A 17,329-nucleotide genomic window follows, 5' to 3' on the forward strand; every position below is an offset into this window, starting at 1 on the left:
TATTTATTGATCCGACCAGATGAAGTTTTAACTACCTGACATGGGTTCGACATAGTATAAAAGCTGTAATTCCATCTCTACTTCATAAGTAAAATAATAGAAGCAGCTTATGAAAGGAGATAGGGTGATGGCGCGAGTAGCAGCGGTAAAGAAGTGTTGGAACAAGCAAAGGAATTATTGGTTAATGCAAGCACAATAGAAGAATTAAGACAGACACAGGCAGAAGGGCAATTGCGCCGGATGTTTCAGGATGAAGCTCGCTTTGGGTGAGTTTCCGATACACGCCAGTGCTGGCGCTCTCAACCTATACGACCATTATGCCAGGCTATGATCACTCAGGAATATGTCTATGCTTATGCCGCTGTCTCTGTCTCTGTCTCTGTCTCTGTCTCTGTCTCTGTCTCTGTCTCTGTGGCTGATGGTGAACTGGATACGCTTATTCTGCCGCAGGTTAATAGCCATTGCAGATAGCTATTTCTGGATGAAGTATCATTACGTTATCCCAATGACAGAATTGTTCTAGCGCTCGATGGGGCAGGATGGCATCGTAGTCACACCCTCAAGCTGCCACATAATCTGTGCTTACTGATGCTGCTACCCTACTCACCAGAACTCAATCCTATTGAGAATTTTTGGGATGCGCTACGAAAGGAATCATTCCACAACTGCGCATTCGACAGCCTGGATGCACTTGAAAATCATCTGGAAGCAGCAATGCGGGACATGGAGAAAGATCGTGAATGTGTCCAATCTATCGTTGCATGGCCCTGGGTTATAAATTCACTTATGAAATAGAAATGGAATAAAAGGAACCTGCACTCCTTAAAATGAAGCGATTTTAGAAAGGAGTTTCATTACTGAAGAAGCCAAGATTCAGACGGTACTATAATACTGTCTAGCTCGCAATAGATCTGAAAACCTTTACTTTATTAATCCACTAGCCCTTGGAAGAATTATTTTGTTCCAGCGCCTAAATACAACTTTGCATTCGCATATTACGTAGTCGGGGTCTCAATTAATGGCTTATTGATCATATTCAATAGAAATTACGCATACGTGTTTGCACGTATTTTTTTTATCAGTAAACCTCGATAGTCTAATGAACTATCAAAGCTTGAGTAGGGAGCTTACTAAACTAACCTACCTAACCTACGAGTTCCGAAGCACCCTTACCGCAAATGGTTGAAACAAAAAGAGCGTGAGCTTGGTTACAAATTTTTAGAAGCTTTCAGTAGTGCCCTGAATAACAATGAACATTTACAGAAGGACGAACAGATGATTAACATACGATTTTCGTTGATTATTAGTCTGATAGTAATTATTGCAATGGTGCTATCTCCCATTACTCAAGCTGCGGAATTTAGCCAGGTTACCCAGCAAGCTCAAATAAAACTTGCACAACTGGGTTTCGCTCCCGGTACGGCAGACGGCATTCTCGGACCGCGTACCAGTGCTGCAATCAAAGCATTTCAGCGACAATCTGGACTGCCGGAAACTGGCAAGCTTGATAATGCTACTTTGAAGAAATTAGAGCTCAGTACTCTGGCTCCTCAAGTCAGCACAGTCGAAGACTGGAGATCTGTTCCATCACAGGACGAGCTGAATGATCTAGTTGCCCATACGATCAATAATCCCAATTTCCCCTACACCGACTATCGGCCGAACGCACCAGCAGCCAATCTGGATCTTCCAGGGTTAGCCATACTAGCTGCTATGACGACGAGCTCGGATACTTTTGGAAGTGGACCACCCGGAACTCCCAATTCTACTCCTAAAACCCATAAAACCATGACAGATTGTCTAAAGACCAAACCAACGCATTGGGCAGATATTACCCTGCACTACTACTGTCAAATGGCATTACCAAGGCAGTGTTATACTTATGCACTCCGAGGAATGAACACTCCTGGTAACAAAAAATTTACACGAGTAGAAGCTTATAAGAGTTGCGCATTAAACAAATTACCCCATTCGACTTATTTTACTTTTGTAACCAAAACACAGCCACAGGTTTTCCAATATGTGATGTTCGGCCAGACCAATGCATTCAAACCTGAGCAAGAACAAGCCATCATTAACGCATTCTATGGGGTAAAAAATCCTGCGGATCCAAGAGAATGCCGTCTCAAGCGGCCCCTGCGCGCAGAAGATCCTAATGATGGAACACATTGTCTGGTAAACAAAAAGATGACGCCAATGCTGAAAGGAAAAGGTACTTAAACTATGACGGAAAATACCTCAAGTATAGCCCTGATCTTTACCCGAAATCCACCTTACTGGGTACAGTGTTGTGTATCATAGGGTTCATTCCAAATTCCTGACGAGAAAACCAGGCTGCTATACTACCTGCGTGCTCCAGATTCCAAGCCGTTATGCTCATAGTATGACACGGCAACGCACAGCAAAAATCCGGCTGGAAGCGACGCCTGCTCCAGGAGACAGGAAGAGACCTTGCAATAGTTATGCGAGAACAAAACTTAATATCGAAAAAGCTGCGAAGAGAATCGGATTGGATGCAGCCAGCATCCAATCCCTCATCAGAAACTAATCTTAAGGCTTACCGCGTATAAATTCTGCTCGTCCATTTTCAGTTCGCTACGCCGCTCCAACGAACCGAGTCTGAGCATTGCACGCAGTGATTCCTGCATGGTGATCTCTGAAGCATAGCGGCCAAGGCACTTATGCCGTCCATAGCCGTGCTGCAGATAAATCAAGCTTTGAGGCGCTTCTCGGACACGCTCCTGATCCTGCAAATAAGGCTGCAGCTGCTCATCACGAGTGATATCAAAGGCGGTTGGATTCGGCACCATTTCCGTATCCAGCATGGCTGCAGCATAGGCGGCAAATACGAGTGTTCCTTTACGCAGAGGAACGCCAGCGAGCACATCATTGTCTTTTACGCACATCCGCAATAACACCTCTCCTTGGGGCTTGAGACGTAAGGCTTCCAAGGCATATTTACGGAGCCCCTCAAGACTTTGCGCATAATCTGCCTCATCCGGCTCCACTGCGGCCCAATGTAATGCTTGTTCAAAGCTGGTGCCGTTTAACATTTCGTACTTACCTTCCTTTAAACAAAGCATGGAATCGAGAATACGCGCAGTCGCCTCCTGAGGGTTCACTACCGCACCAACCACCGTACCGAATACATTAGAACGGATCATTGAATCCGACAAACGTCGTGCTAACTCACCTGCAGGCAACGATGCACCCAGTAGCGTGGCAAATTCCTTTTCCAGCTTATCGGCATCCTGTTCCAGCTCAAGCTGCATGCGAAGCAGTCTCGTCAGCATAGTATCTGGTACAGTCTCCCCCTGCTGCAAGTGTGCTTTGTAGTGTTGAAGTAAAGCGAATACGTAGGCGCTAAGATATTCGGTCGCAATAATGCCACGCTCACGGAATTCAGCAAATTTTGGATAAGCTTGATTAAAGTTATTGAAGATATTTCGAAAAGCATCTTTCACCCAGCTGAATAGATCCTCCGCGGTAGGCACTCTACCTTCTTTTATTTTAGTAAAGGTAAAGACTTTCTGCAGGTTATCATCAAGGGGAAAAGAATCTCCTCCTCGCAGTCCAGGTAATACTGACGGGGCGCCCGCATCATAATAGTGGACCCCCAGATAATCGCCTACGATACGTAGTGGTACAAACTTAGCGACCGTAGCAACCACATCAATTTCACCTACACCCTCGGCTTGCGCCTGGCGTATCCAGCGTTCAGCTTCATCACGTGTCAAGCGTAAGAGCGTATCTTTGCCAGTGCGTGATACTGCGCGCCGCAATATCACGTCATCCAGCCGGTAAAGATCATCGCGGTCAGTACCCAGCATAAAATGCGAGTAAGCATCGGGATGCTTCGCCTTGTCATCCGTGGCTCGCGCCATTTCTGCTGCGTATGGATCCACAGTAAAGAGATCGGTGCGCTCCAGGCAACGGATGACTTCCGGATGACGCATAACCACTACAGGGCCAATCGCTGGTTTGAAGATAGGCATCGTCTCCCTTGGTTGTGCCAGCAGCTCGTGGAACATCGCATAGGGCATAGTAGCTAACCATTGGGAGATCACTTGCGCGACAGCGGCGCCACGCACCTTCGCGGCTGCGGTAAAAGCCGCAGCCGCTGCTTCTGCTGCCTGCTTATCTCTGGTGTAAGCATCAGGATCGTTGACATACTTGGGATCTTCTGGACTGGGAAAAATAGGGGGCAGTGAAGGTACAGGCGAGCCTGCTTCAGCTTTTGCAATATCGTTTAAAAAGCCTGTCCTTTGGGTGGGAAGAGGTGGAGAATCTGGTGCCTCCCCTTCCCCATGCGATGAAGCTCCTTGCTTCTTTCCCAATGCAATTTTGATCAGCTTGATTATTCTGCAAGCCATACCATAAAGCTGTTCCTTTATCGTCATACCATTTGGTTTGGCCATAGCGCCTCCCGTCTTTATAACGTTTTCATGTATTCGATCACAGCACGAACCTGATCATCAGTCCATTCACTGCCATAAATATGACCAGCATTCGAGTTCCCGCGCAGTGCCGTATCATGTTCAGCAAAATGCACGGCATCGCCAGGGCCATATTCATCGAGCGCAGGCGCTTTGTCCCAGATAAAACCAACCTTCTCTTCGTCATACCTGATATTTCCGCGAATAAACTTGACTGGCCGCTCAGCAGGTCGGAACAAGTGCCATAAAGTTGGTACCGAACCGTTGTGGAGATAAGGCGCCTGCGCCCAAGTGCCGTGGAGAACATCTGCTTTATAGCCCGATTCCTCACCGCGTGGCGTGATGAAATACGCTTCATCATCAGCAGCACGGCTACCTCGCTTAGGCAGGCACCAATCACTGCCGCCTTTCTCCACGTAGAGCTCGCAAGCCTCACGAGTCAATTCAAGCAACCCCAAACGCGCTGTTGGCGTGATCTGTATTGCTCGATTCATGTCAGTACCCACGTTATAGACCTTTTTATTCCGAGAAAAATGGCACGTAGATGCGCACTGTTGTTCGAAAAGTGGTTTGCCTTTGGCGGCAAAATCAAGATCTACTGTAAAGGGATAAGGAGCGGGTGGCAAATCATTGATAAATGGATTCATCGCTTCATGAATGCGAACATTCACCTTAGATGGATCACCTACCGAAGAAACACCCGATGCAAGTACCCGAGCCTCAGGTGCCTGATTTGAGTCCCAATTAGCAAAGCCATGGTCACGAGAAAACCACAAGCTCTTAATATCTGAAGCACCTGGATCATGCGGCATCCATTCAGCAGCGGTCTTAAATAATCGCTCGCCAGCTTGTTTGATCCGCTCTTCCTTTGGTAGGTTTTCTAAGCCGGCAAAGAAGGGGTGATCATCCGGTAAGCGCGCAAAGAAGCTGTCTCGTTTGGTATGCAAGGCGACCAAACCCGCAGCAATACCAAACGCATCCATGCGCCCTGGACGCGGGCCAAATACACCGGGTGCTTTTTGTCCGTCTTTGTCGGTATACATCAGCTTCGAAGCCAGCGCCAGATACATTAATTCCGTCTTTTTGGCCGAACCAATCAGAATCTTGGCTGCATCTTCTATGTGACTTAATATACGTTCCACCTGAATCTTGGCACGCTCGGTATTGGCTAACCGCTGCTCCGGTGTCTTGCCACCATAAAACCAGGCTGGATCAGCTTCAACTTTGTTCCTGAGAAATGCGGCAATTTTTGCAACCTCATCAGAATCAATCTTTAATTTGCTTGGATCAGGACTATCAATTTTGATGAGCTTTTTACCGGTCTGATATAGGAGTCCTGCATAAGCTTGCGCATCGATTTCGCTATTGGGTGCACCTATAAAATGCCGCACGCGGTCTTTAACGTATACCCTACCGGTATGGCATGCGCTGCATGAGAAAAAGACATTATCAGTCCGATTATCTTCCGGGACATCGGTATCTGGCACAGTAAAGAAGCCATAAGGTAGAGGATGACGCTGCTCTGTCGGAAGCAGCTTGCCTGATTCAGAATCATAATCGTCCGGGTGGGGGCCGAACCCCAGATTACCCAATGAACCTTCACCTTTCCATATTTCAGGGTATACTTCGATGATGGCGCGCAGCAATACATAAGGCACGCCATTGAAAGCGAGCGGATAAACTTTGAACCATTCGTAGCCTAACTGATTGCTGTACCAGGATTCACGGGTTTCGCCATCAGTCTCGATTCGCTTGACGGTAGTATCTTTAATATAAGTAGCCTGCTGCTGTTCTCGTTGCGCGCGCTCCTCATCCCAGCTACGAGCCTGTTGACCGGGTGGCTGGTCATCCCCTGTCTGGGAGTCTTTACACGAAATGAGCGCTGCAAGGATAAACATGATCACTCCGCAGCGAATCATGGTGAAAGTAAAAGAGCTCGGATTCTTCATTAAAGCCTCCCGAATAGATAGTAAAAAATTATTCTAACCTACTTTTTCCAGAATGACGTTGTCAATTAAATAGCGAAATAATTTACGGAAATAGCTTTATTTCTAAATTTGGCTTGTATTACGTTCATTGTAATTCTGGTGGCCATTACAAACGTCGAATTCCTTTCTTTTGCGCTCGGTCAGGATTATTGAATGCGACATTTGCCAAATAAATACCGCTGGATACAGGCACAGCAGATGCAATCAAGGAAAGTTCAGAGTCTTTATAGAGAGCCCCATCTAATGGCTTACTTCCATCTGGACTCAACACAACAACATCAGGGCGCTGTGTTTGCGACAATAGCAATGAAGTTGGCAAACCCATCAATAGTGGGATGATCCAGGCATTCTCATGCAACCACGTCAGCAATAGGCTTCCTTCGGTGAACGTTGAGAGCTAGATTCGCTCCTTTACATCCCGATCCATTCCATCGGGCATTCCCGGAAGAGTATCAATTATGATCGCGAAATTTTCCGCTTTAATACTATTGATATAAAACCGTGTTATCCGGAAGAGTGATGTTTGGGTAACAATTACCGACTCTTCACAGGCAAGACCTAGAGACAGGTCATAGGGTATGCCATTGATAAAGTGAAAACCTTCAGCAATCAACCGGGTCGTACCACTTTCGGTATCATAGCACTATAAACGGCCATTGGGAGCAAGCGCAATGGCTTCATCAATTGCGTCATCTGCCGAAGCATTCTCATAAGAGAAAGACTCGGAAAAGTGGATACGACGACCATCTTCACTTACTTCCAGATTGTCACAGACAGCAATCTTACGAGTAGCAGCTGCCATCGCCCGCTATTTCAGAAGCATTTGCATCGCTATCAGCGTAAACGACGGGTTGCTGGAGATTAATTTTTGAATCCGAGACTTCAGCACCAGCAGCTCTATTGAATGCGTGCTGATATCAAGTCGATGTAAATCAGTCACTTCACCAGGCGATCTGTTTTTATAAGAGCCGGAGGCACAGAAATAGACATAGGACAGATTGCCTGGAGTCTCATGAATACCCAGGCCATCAACAGTACATCGACTAGAGTTTCAGCGGTGATTCCAGCCAAATCCACTTCCCAGATTTTTTCATCATGCGCGGTAACTAGCGCAGTTAATTCCAAAATAAGCGTTTTCAAACCCGCGGGAAACTTATCAGATTGGCCTACTGCAACAATCTTTTGAGTAGTGGCAGGATGATAATAAGCCATGAAATCTGCAATGCAACAACCAATCTCTTCCCGCGGTGCAGCCATATTCCCTCATGCTATCAACACACCAACTAATGTCGCAGCAATAATCGATTTTTTCATCTACCCTTCCTTCTATTTCATACTGGCCAGAAAAATTGCGCAACGAACCATCTAATCACTCCTGGAAAGAATTAGGCGAAATAAATCAATACTCTTTGACGGTTTCGGATATTGCTTTATTACCGCGATATTTTGTCTGTCATATTTCTATCATATATTTAATTTAATATCTATCTCATAACCTTTCACTGTATCCATATCATCAACAATACAGTTCATCTACTAGTACTTATTTTTTACCTGCTTAGTAGATATTATTCGACTTAAGAAGTTAGATTTATCCAAAATTAAATAATGGAATAAGGTTAATACATTAAAAATAATAATCTTATTATTAGTAATTTTATTTATGTTTGGTTCTAAATGATGAGACAGCACATCACGCCTAACTGATGGAACTGGCAAATTAATAGCAATATGTTTCCTGTCAAGAACGTATTTATAATATGGTTATTCTCAGCTTCTCAATAAAATAGTTAAATAGAAACTTTTAAAGGTAGAAAGGAGTGGAATTTAAGTTGTTTAATGGAGGTGGCATCATGAAGAGAACATCCTCTTTGTTGTCTGGGCTGATGTTTATGATTTTGTCTGCCTGCGCACAAATGAATCCTGTAGGAAGTGTTCAAAATAACGAAATCCATAATACTCATCGTCTTACCATAGACCATAGCAATCACGAGTCTTTAGCAAAATATCATGAAAATATAGCTAAAGAGATGCAAGCGAAATTAGAAAAGCAAAAGAAGCTACTTCAGGAATATGAAGATCATAGCCAATACTATGGCAGGAAGGGGTTAGATGTCAGATCTCATGCCAAGGCCAACATACGTTATTATGAGCAATCAGTAAAAGAGAACCTGAAAGAAGCCACTATTCATAGCAAAATGGCAAAAGAGCAAAAAGCGCTCGATTATACTGACGCAGAGAAAAACAGAATTCCGGTTCAATTAAAAGAGGGAGTATCACCCCCCATCAAAGCTAAAGCTCCTGAAAAATCTGAAGAATCATTATAGAAATTAGAAATTGAGCAAGCTGCGTTATCAACAGATGAGCAATGTCCGTAGCTTGCTTCATAGTTTTTTATTTTATTTCCAAATCGAACATGACATGAAGGCGAACTGCAGACCGTATAAATAATACGACAAGGTGAAGCAGACAAAGCCAGATAGGTTTACATTCAAGGAAGCATCGTTAAAAAGGCAACAAAAAATCAAGTGAAAATAAAATTTGATCCTTATTGCCAGCAAACGGCCTATAAGCAGGCGCTTTATAAGCATCAACCCTATCATAGCGTATATTAGGACGGATATTGAGTTTTCTTAATGCGTCCCATTTAAGTTTTAGCGCCTTAGCTACTTTCCAATTCATTCCAATAGTAACCGCATAATAATCGGCAGGCGTGACCGTTACACTGCTAATATCACCAGCAAAACTGGCTGCTCTCCCATCAACCATATTAGTGGCAGCCGCTATTCGGAAAGGTGATGGATTACGAAAACCATCAGCATCACGATACCATTCGCCACGAATACCTACTGATAAATTATCAGTTATATCATAGTACAGATGCATGATTAAACTATACCATTCGGCATCTTTAACGACATTGGTATATTTCAAATTATTCAGCAAAACCCCGCCTGCATGCCCATATACATGATGGAGAACAAGCAGTGTTTTAGGAGTAATTTTATGCTGTAATACAATGTTATAAAATCCCCATGGCTCGCTGCTGTGCGTGGAAGTTTCACTATAAGTGCCAGAAAGATGAAATGTCGTAGCGTGATTGTCGCTGGTCCAGGTAAAACCACCAATCCCTCCCCAGTTACTTAATTCTTTATCCCACCCACCATCCCATCCACCCATTGCGCTACCAGTAATCCCGCCTCCCATGATTAACCAGTTCTCATTAAGACTATAGTTAACCAGAAAACCTGTGTGGGTAAAAGGTTCCCCGATATTCAAAGTATAAGCACGGGAATAAAAGAAGTTATTGGGTGCTGGAACTGTTTCAAAGCCTGTTGGAGTATAGAAGTGTCCTAGCTTGATATTGATCCCATTTCCAATGGGTGCATAAGTCTCCAGGTAGGCCTGTGGAAGTGCAATTCCGTAGGTACGGGTAGAAGAACAGCACAAATCCAGATCCCAATTACTTCTACTTAATGGTTCACCGGTATTGACATCAAATGGCGGCACACCAAAAGCCTGAGTGAAAATGGCGTCTGTACCAAACAGGAAGTCGAAGCGCCCGCCAACATCCCATGCCTCTCCCGTGGACACCACAGGACGCTGCATAAAAACATTAAATTGATTGAGCTGAAATTTGTTGGCTTGATCATTAAAAACAACAGGACCATTATATCCATCAATTTGACTGGGATTAAAAGTTGCCCCTGCATTAATCCAGCCACCAAATTCTATCCTCTTTTCTTTAATAAAGTTAATTAAATTATTAGCCCGAAGGTTATCACAGTGCAAGACGATAAATGGCATGCTAACTGTCAAGATACACAACAGCCATTTTAGATATTTCAGTATGTATTCCAACTTAGCAACTACTCCGCAAAATCAAGAATAAAAAGCTCTGTCACTTTTAAAAAATGAGAGTTGCTCACTCTATTACTGCAAAGGGAAGCAACTCATTGGGGCAGGATATTATTGAAATAATTATTAACTGTAGTCACTCATATAAAGATACATACCTATAGTATTTTATGCGGCATTCTCTGTTTCACTTTCTTTTCAACCAAAGCCGACTAATGAAAAAAGCTAAGCAATCCACAAGAAATCAATCCCAATACAATACTATACTTAGCTTTATTCTGAGAAAAATTCACGCGCTTTTTCCATCCATGATTTTGCCCGTGGGCTATGACGGGAATCATCTTTCTGACTAATATCCTCAAGTTCCTGTAATAATTCTTTCTGACGTGATGTTAGATTGACAGGTGTTTCTACCACCACATGACATAGGAGATCACCAGCAGCATGACTACGAACCCCTTTTATTCCTTTGCCCCGCAAGCGAAAAATTTTGCCGGTTTGCGTTTCTGGAGAAATCTTGATCCTTGCATGACCATCCAATGTTGGCACCTCAATTTCTCCCCCCAATGCTGCAGCAGTAAAACTGATAGGTATCTCACAATGCAAATCATTGCTATCACGCTGGAACACAGGGTGGCTTGACAAATGAACCACCACATACAAATCCCCTGGTGGCCCGCCATTGATCCCTGCTTCACCCTCGCCAGTGATGCGAATACGATCACCTGTATCCACACCTTCCGGAATTTTAATATTCAAGGTTTTATGCTGCTTGACTCGACCTGCACCATGACACGATGAACATGGCGTACTAATTATTTTACCACTGCCATGGCATTTGGGGCATGTTTGCTGAATAGAGAAAAAACCCTGTTGCATTCTGACCTGGCCATGTCCATCACAAGCCGTACAGGTTATAGGAGTAGTTCCAGGCTTAGCACCGTCACCGTGGCAAGTATCGCAAACTACCATAGTCGGAATGCGAATTTTAGTTTCAGCACCGCGAGCAGCTTGCTCTAAGGTAATCTCCAAGTTATAGCGTAAATCAGCACCGCGCTGAATATTAGAGCGCCCACCACCTCCTCGCATACCAAAGATATCAGTAAAAATATCACTGAACACATCACTAAATCCATGCGCTCCGGCTCCTGCCGCATTCGCTTCTACCCCTGCATGACCATACTGGTCATATGCTGCCCGCTTACTGGGATCAGATAGTATCTCATAGGCTTCTTTAGCTTCTTTAAAACGCTCCTCAGCCTTGGTATCACCAGCATTTCGGTCTGGATGATATTTCATTGCCAGCTTACGATAAGATTTTTTTATTTCATTTTCGTCAGCATCTCTGCTGACACCAAGAACGTCATAGTAATCGCGTTTACTCATAAAAGTTTCCGACTTATCAAGACATATTATCAAAGCAGCCAAATTTATTGGTCAAATATTCTGCTAGATATACTCATATCCCGACTGAATTCTGATTTATAAAGTTAACCATATTTTAATAAACACCAAGACGCAGAGTAAGCAAGGCATCCTTTTATACCTTTGCATCTCTGCGTCCTGGCACTAATACAACAAATTGAGAAAATTATTTTTTGTCTTTTACTTCTTCAAACTCAGCATCAACCACTTCACCTTCTACTGGCTTCTCCTCTTTTTTTGCAGAGGCTGATTCAGCGGATGATTGTGTCGACTGTGTCTGTGAATAAATCTTTTCTGCCAATTTTTGAGAAGCTTCAGTCAGCTCTTGAGTCTTTTTATCAATCACATCTTTGTCATTCGATTTAAGCGCTTCTTCCGCTTCTTTCAGTGCAGCTTCAATTTTTGATTTTTCATCTGCCGTCAGTTTGTCGCCATATTCTGTCAGAGATTTTCTGACAGAATGGATCATAGCATCACATTGATTACGGCTATTGACGAGCTCCAGCGCTTTCTTGTCTTCTTCAGCATGCGCTTCAGCATCCTTGACCATGCGTTTAATTTCGTCTTCTGCCAAACCCGAGCTTGCCTGTATCTTGATTTTATTCTCCTTACCGGTCGCCTTATCTTTAGCTGACACATGCAAAATACCATTGGCATCAATATCGAACGTTACTTCGATTTGCGGCATACCACGTGGGGCAGGCGGAATATCCGTCAGGTTAAATTGTCCCAGGCTTTTGTTGCCAGACGCCATTTCCCGCTCACCTTGCAACACATGAATTGTTACCGCAGTCTGATTATCATCAGCTGTTGAAAACACCTGTTGCGCCTTGGTCGGGATCGTCGTATTCTTCTGGATCAGCTTGGTCATGACACCGCCCAGGGTTTCAATACCCAACGACAACGGTGTAACATCCAGCAACAATACATCCTTGACTTCTCCTTGCAAGACGCCGCCTTGTATAGCCGCACCAATTGCAACAGCTTCATCGGGATTGACATCCTTCCGAGGTTCTTTACCAAAAATTTCCTTGACTTTATCCTGTACTTTGGGCATACGGGTCTGCCCTCCCACCAGGATCACATCATCAATATCTGAGAAAGACAAACCGGCATCTTTAATGGCAGTACGGCATGGCGCAATGGTACGTTCGACCAATTCTTCAACCAGACTTTCCAATTTCGCACGCGTGATCTTTATGGCAAGATGTTTCGGCCCGGAAGCATCCGCTGTGATATAAGGCAAATTGACCTCTGTCTGCTGACTGGAAGACAATTCGATCTTCGCTTTCTCTGCCGCATCTTTCAAACGCTGCAATGCAAGCATGTCTTTTTTCAGATCAATACCGCTTTCTTTCTTGAATTCATCAACCAGATATTCGATTACACGCGAGTCAAAGTCCTCACCGCCAAGGAAGGTATCCCCATTGGTAGCGAGCACCTCAAATTGATGCTCACCCTCCACCTCTGCAATTTCGATAATGGAAATATCAAAGGTACCACCACCCAAGTCATATACCGCAATCTTACGATCGCCTTCTTTTTTATCCATGCCGAAAGCCAAAGCTGCTGCAGTCGGCTCATTGATAATGCGTTTGACTTCCAAACCAGCAATCCGGCCCGCATCCTTGGTAGCCTGCCGTTGTGAATCATTAAAATAAGCGGGGACTGTAATCACTGCCTCCGTTACCGGTTCTCCCAAGTAATCTTCAGCAGTTTTCTTCATTTTCATCAATACTTGTGCTGAAATCTCTGGGGGCGCAATTTTTCTGCCACGCACTTCAACCCAAGCATCACCATTATCCGCACGAACGATGCTGTATGGCACCATTTTAATGTCTTTCTGTACCATTTCTTCGTCAAAACGGCGACCGATGAGCCGCTTTACGGCAAATAAGGTATTCTTTGGATTGGTCACAGCTTGACGTTTAGCCGCCGCACCTACCAGAATCTCATTATCTTCCGTATAGGCCACGATGGAAGGAGTTGTGCGTGCACCTTCTGAATTCTCAATCACCTTGGGCTTGCCACTCTCCATCACTGCTACACACGAGTTGGTAGTACCCAAGTCGATCCCAATTATTTTTCCCATATTTACTCGATCCTTTAACAAGTTAAAACTAACAATTTATCTAAAATCTGGAAATGGAGACTTCTGCCGAAATCTCAAGTATCTTTACCCTTTGCAACCGCTACCATTGCCGGACGAATCACCCGATCATGCAGCATATAGCCTTTCTGTAATACCTGGGTAACCGTATTGGGGGCAAGCTCTGATTCCACCATACACATTGCCTGATGCTGATGGGGATCAAATTTCTCACCCTTTGGATCGATGGACTTAATATTAAACTTCTCAAAAGCAGCCGCCAGCTGCTTCTGTGTCAATTCCACCCCATTTTTAAAATTTTCCAGTGTTGCATTCTCGACTGCCAGCGCAGCTTCCAGGCTATCCATAACCGCCAGCAATTCACTCGAAAACTTTTCAATAGCATATTTATGCGCGTTGGTAACATCTGATTGCGCGCGCTTACGGATATTTTCAGTATCTGCCTTGGCACGCAACCAAGCATCGTAATGTTCCGCCGCCTTTAACTCGGCCTCTCTTAATAACTCCTCCATAGAGGGCATGATCTCTACTTGAGACTCGGTCTCTTGGGCCTTTCTCTCTTTGGAAGCTTCAGCTTCATTTACTTCATCATTTACCGATATCAACTCTTGTTCGTCTGTTTGTGGTTTGTTTGATTCTTGCATATTTGCCTCCCGTTTTTGGATAGTTAATTGGGGCAGTTACACCAATTTCAATCCATTTCGCCCATTTAACATCAAAAAAATAACATAATCACGAGTAAAACTGATAAAGCACTATTTATAAGGCATTGATATTTTGGAATAAATAGTCTCGCTAACTATCAATTCTCGCAGCCAACGGAGTTGCTAATCCTGTGTAACTTTGTGGGGTTAATTCCAATAAACGTTGCTTGTCAATTGATGGAATATCTAGATTATCAATAAACTGACGCAAGGTTTCTTGAGTAATCCCTGCTTTTCCACGTGTCAGTGCCTTAAGCTGCTCATAAGGGTTAGCTATTCCATAACGACGCATCACTGTTTGGATAGGTTCAGCCAGCACTTCCCAGGCATCTTGTAAATCTTGTTGCAATCGTGTGTGATTGACCTCTAGTTTACTCAATCCTTTCGTACAGGAATCATATGCTAACAAGGTATACCCAAGTGCTACGCCCATGTTGCGTAATACGGTAGAATCGCTCAAATCGCGCTGCCAGCGAGATACGGGGAGCTTGTCGCTCAAATGCCTGAATAAAGCATTGGCCATCCCCAAATTACCCTCCGAATTCTCAAAATCGATTGGGTTAACCTTGTGCGGCATGGTGGATGAGCCTACTTCTCCTTCTTTGGTTTTTTGTCTGAAATAACCCAGTGAAATATATCCCCAGATATCGCGGTCCATATCCAGCAAGATTGTATTGATACGTGCATAAGCATCAAACAGCTCCGCGATGGTGTCATGCGGCTCAATCTGCGTGCTATAAGGGTTAAAAACCAGGCCTAGTTTCTCTACAAAAGCGCGGGCAAATTTTTCCCAGTCCAGCATAGGATAGGCTATCGTGTGCGCATTGTAATTGCCTACTGCCCCATTGATTTTGCCTAAAATGGACACGCTCGCGAGTTGCTTATAGCCACGTTGCAGCCGATACACTACATTCGCGATTTCCTTGCCCATGGTTGTTGGGGTAGCAGGCTGGCCGTGCGTACGAGCCAGCATGGGAGCATCCGCCAGTTGATGCGCCAAGTGCGTCAGGCTATCGATGATCTTTTTGAGCATGGGTAGCATGACCTGGTTGCGGCTGGCCTGCAGCATCATGCCATACGAGAGATTATTGATATCCTCTGAAGTACAGGCAAAATGAATAAATTCAGTGACTCGGCTGACTTCAGCATTTTCAGCCAAGGCTTCTTTCAGCCAATATTCGACCGCCTTGACATCATGGTTAATACGCGCCTCGATCGCTTTGACTGCTTCCGCATCAGTGATGGAAAAATTGTCTGCCAGATGATTCAGTTGTTGAATCGTGGCAGCAGAAAAAGCGGGTACTTCAGGGAGAGCCGGTTCATTACTCAACGCCTTGAGCCATTCAATTTCTACCCGTACCCGATAATGAATCAATGCGAACTCACTGAAATAAGGCCGTAAATCTGCAACCTTACTGTGATAACGACCATCCAGCGGAGAAAGTGCGACAATAGGTGAAAAACTCATTTTTGCAGTATCCTTGTTTTAGCAGGTATTTTAACATAGGCCGTTATACCCATGAATGACGCAGACACCTATAATCAGCAATTAAGGCATCGCCAAAGGATAACACTATGAAACTGATTGGCTCGTTGACCTGTCCCTATGTACGCAAAATTCGCATCATTCTGGCTGAAAAGCAGATTGGCCATGATTTTGATCTAGACACGCCCTGGGATACCAATACACACGTTCAGTACCACAATCCACTCGGTAAAATACCTGTGCTAGTCATGGATAATGGGAGAACACTGTTTGATTCACGTGTCATTGCAGAATATTTGGATTCTCTCGAGAATACCGGCTCCGCTTTTTGCCTTATTCCAGAAACTGGCCCTCATCGGTGGAGCGTCAAATGTTGGGAAGCACTGGCAGATGGTATTTGTGATGCGGCAGCCACCATTTTCCTGGAACTTAAACGCCCTGATATTCAGCAAAGTCATGCATGGATAAGCCGCCAGCAAAACAAAATTGATCTAGGTTTAGCAGCTGCCGCAATGGAATTGGGCAATCATGACTGGTGTGAAGGAGAAGCCATGACATTAGCCGATATTGCACTGGGTTGCGCGCTCGGCTACCTGTCCTTTCGTTTCCCACAAATTGAGTGGCGCAACACTTATTCCAATCTTGCCAAGTTGGTTGACAAACTGGCAGAACGCGACTCATTTATCAGCACGGCACCTAAGCATTAAGCCAAAGCATGCTGGATATTTCTCGGGCACAAAAAATAGATAGGCGAAGAATGAGCCCTACCCACTACCGTAACGTGAGTTCGACATAAGAAAAGCTGTAAAAGAAGTCTGAATTCCTTATGATGAAGTGGTTTTGGAAAAGGATTTCATCATGAGATGAGTCAGGTTCCCATGGATACTATAACGATTTTTTGTGAGAGTGACGAATTTTGTAAAGAGTTTGAACCACGATGGGAGCAGCACTTATTAGAGTCATCGCTGAAACGGCGTCGGCGGCAAGGAGCGCTGTATCTAAGCGAAGTCATAACAATTATGGTGGGGTTTCATGTATCCGGCTACCGGACGTTTAAGCACTATTACCTGAATGACGTGTTGAGGTATCAGCGGGGTTATTTTCCAGGGTTGGTGAGTTACCACCGCGTTGTGGAGTTGGCTTTAAGGTAGCCTGGTGCCCTTGTGCTGTTTTCTGACCAGCCGCTTTGGGCAATGTAGTGGAATCAGCTTCATTGATTCGACCAGGATCAGTGTGTGCCACAATCGCCGCATTGGGTCGCATCAAGTAATGACAGACGTTTGCTGCTCGGGGAAAGACCAGCGTGGATTGGTTTTATGGGT

At 44.5% G+C, this 17,329-nt stretch carries 17 protein-coding genes; 7 read left to right on the forward strand and 10 right to left on the reverse strand.

The window, feature by feature from the left end; genetic code table 11:
- Positions 1-327: 327 nt before the first annotated feature.
- From BM283_RS18640 to BM283_RS04460, 3 genes are all read left to right on the forward strand, one after another.
- Complete coding sequence (locus tag BM283_RS18640) at positions 328-471, forward strand: hypothetical protein (RefSeq protein WP_175492025.1); 144 nt, start codon at positions 328-330, stop codon at positions 469-471.
- Between the two features lie 6 nt (positions 472-477).
- Positions 478-795, forward strand: coding sequence for a transposase (locus tag BM283_RS04455; protein WP_090690085.1), 318 nt, complete (start codon positions 478-480; stop codon positions 793-795).
- A gap of 480 nt (positions 796-1,275) precedes the next feature.
- Positions 1,276-2,220, forward strand: a complete 945-nt coding sequence (locus tag BM283_RS04460) for a peptidoglycan-binding domain-containing protein (protein ID WP_090690134.1) — start codon at positions 1,276-1,278, stop codon at positions 2,218-2,220.
- Between the two features lie 317 nt (positions 2,221-2,537).
- On the opposite strand, the gene BM283_RS04465 is transcribed toward BM283_RS04460, so the two are convergent.
- The 5 genes from BM283_RS04465 to BM283_RS04480 all read right to left on the reverse strand — a co-directional run bounded on the left by BM283_RS04465 (position 2,538) and on the right by BM283_RS04480 (position 7,681).
- On the reverse strand, positions 2,538-4,418 hold the full coding sequence (locus BM283_RS04465; protein ID WP_090690087.1) for a cytochrome P450: 1,881 nt from the start codon (positions 4,416-4,418) through the stop codon (positions 2,538-2,540).
- A 14-nt stretch (positions 4,419-4,432) separates the two neighbouring features.
- Complete coding sequence (locus BM283_RS04470) at positions 4,433-6,385, reverse strand: c-type cytochrome (protein ID WP_090690090.1); 1,953 nt, start codon at positions 6,383-6,385, stop codon at positions 4,433-4,435.
- A 145-nt stretch (positions 6,386-6,530) separates the two neighbouring features.
- Complete coding sequence (locus BM283_RS04475) at positions 6,531-6,794, reverse strand: hypothetical protein (RefSeq protein ID WP_090690093.1); 264 nt, start codon at positions 6,792-6,794, stop codon at positions 6,531-6,533.
- Between the two features lie 273 nt (positions 6,795-7,067).
- The gene (locus tag BM283_RS18645) at positions 7,068-7,226 is read right to left on the reverse strand and encodes a hypothetical protein (protein WP_175492026.1); all 159 of its coding nucleotides are present in this window, start codon (positions 7,224-7,226) and stop codon (positions 7,068-7,070) included.
- Between the two features lie 134 nt (positions 7,227-7,360).
- Positions 7,361-7,681 (reverse strand): hypothetical protein, encoded by a 321-nt coding sequence (locus tag BM283_RS04480; RefSeq protein WP_090690096.1) that lies wholly within the window; start codon positions 7,679-7,681, stop codon positions 7,361-7,363.
- A 596-nt stretch (positions 7,682-8,277) separates the two neighbouring features.
- On the opposite strand from BM283_RS04480, the gene BM283_RS04485 reads away from it, so the two are divergent.
- Complete coding sequence (locus BM283_RS04485) at positions 8,278-8,751, forward strand: hypothetical protein (protein WP_090690097.1); 474 nt, start codon at positions 8,278-8,280, stop codon at positions 8,749-8,751.
- A 178-nt stretch (positions 8,752-8,929) separates the two neighbouring features.
- On the opposite strand, the gene BM283_RS04490 is transcribed toward BM283_RS04485, so the two are convergent.
- The 5 genes from BM283_RS04490 to purB form a co-directional block, all read right to left on the reverse strand.
- Positions 8,930-10,231 (reverse strand): porin, encoded by a 1,302-nt coding sequence (locus tag BM283_RS04490; RefSeq protein ID WP_090690100.1) that lies wholly within the window; start codon positions 10,229-10,231, stop codon positions 8,930-8,932.
- A gap of 324 nt (positions 10,232-10,555) precedes the next feature.
- Positions 10,556-11,668 carry a molecular chaperone DnaJ gene (dnaJ, locus tag BM283_RS04495; protein WP_090690102.1) on the reverse strand — a complete coding sequence of 371 codons (1,113 nt, stop codon included), beginning with the start codon at positions 11,666-11,668 and terminating at the stop codon, positions 10,556-10,558.
- Positions 11,669-11,873: 205 nt separating this feature from the next.
- Positions 11,874-13,799: a molecular chaperone DnaK gene (gene dnaK / locus BM283_RS04500; RefSeq protein ID WP_090690104.1), complete on the reverse strand. Its 1,926-nt coding sequence runs from the start codon at positions 13,797-13,799 to the stop codon at positions 11,874-11,876.
- Positions 13,800-13,873: 74 nt separating this feature from the next.
- The gene (gene grpE / locus BM283_RS04505; protein ID WP_090690106.1) at positions 13,874-14,461 is read right to left on the reverse strand and encodes a nucleotide exchange factor GrpE; all 588 of its coding nucleotides are present in this window, start codon (positions 14,459-14,461) and stop codon (positions 13,874-13,876) included.
- Between the two features lie 151 nt (positions 14,462-14,612).
- The gene (purB, locus tag BM283_RS04510) at positions 14,613-15,989 is read right to left on the reverse strand and encodes an adenylosuccinate lyase (protein WP_090690108.1); all 1,377 of its coding nucleotides are present in this window, start codon (positions 15,987-15,989) and stop codon (positions 14,613-14,615) included.
- 107 nt (positions 15,990-16,096) lie between these two features.
- Here purB and BM283_RS04515 point away from each other — a divergent pair, with 107 nt between their 5' ends.
- The 3 genes from BM283_RS04515 to BM283_RS20475 form a co-directional block, all read left to right on the forward strand.
- Entirely contained in the window at positions 16,097-16,714 is a 618-nt protein-coding gene (locus BM283_RS04515) for a glutathione S-transferase (RefSeq protein ID WP_090690110.1), read from the forward strand.
- Positions 16,715-16,885: 171 nt separating this feature from the next.
- Positions 16,886-17,158: a hypothetical protein gene (locus BM283_RS18650; RefSeq protein ID WP_175492027.1), complete on the forward strand. Its 273-nt coding sequence runs from the start codon at positions 16,886-16,888 to the stop codon at positions 17,156-17,158.
- A 4-nt stretch (positions 17,159-17,162) separates the two neighbouring features.
- On the forward strand, positions 17,163-17,329 hold a 167-nt coding region (locus BM283_RS20475), incomplete at its 3' end, for a transposase (RefSeq protein ID WP_368086404.1).

The organism is Nitrosomonas sp. Nm34 (assembly GCF_900113925.1).
Lineage (GTDB): Bacteria > Pseudomonadota > Gammaproteobacteria > Burkholderiales > Nitrosomonadaceae > Nitrosomonas.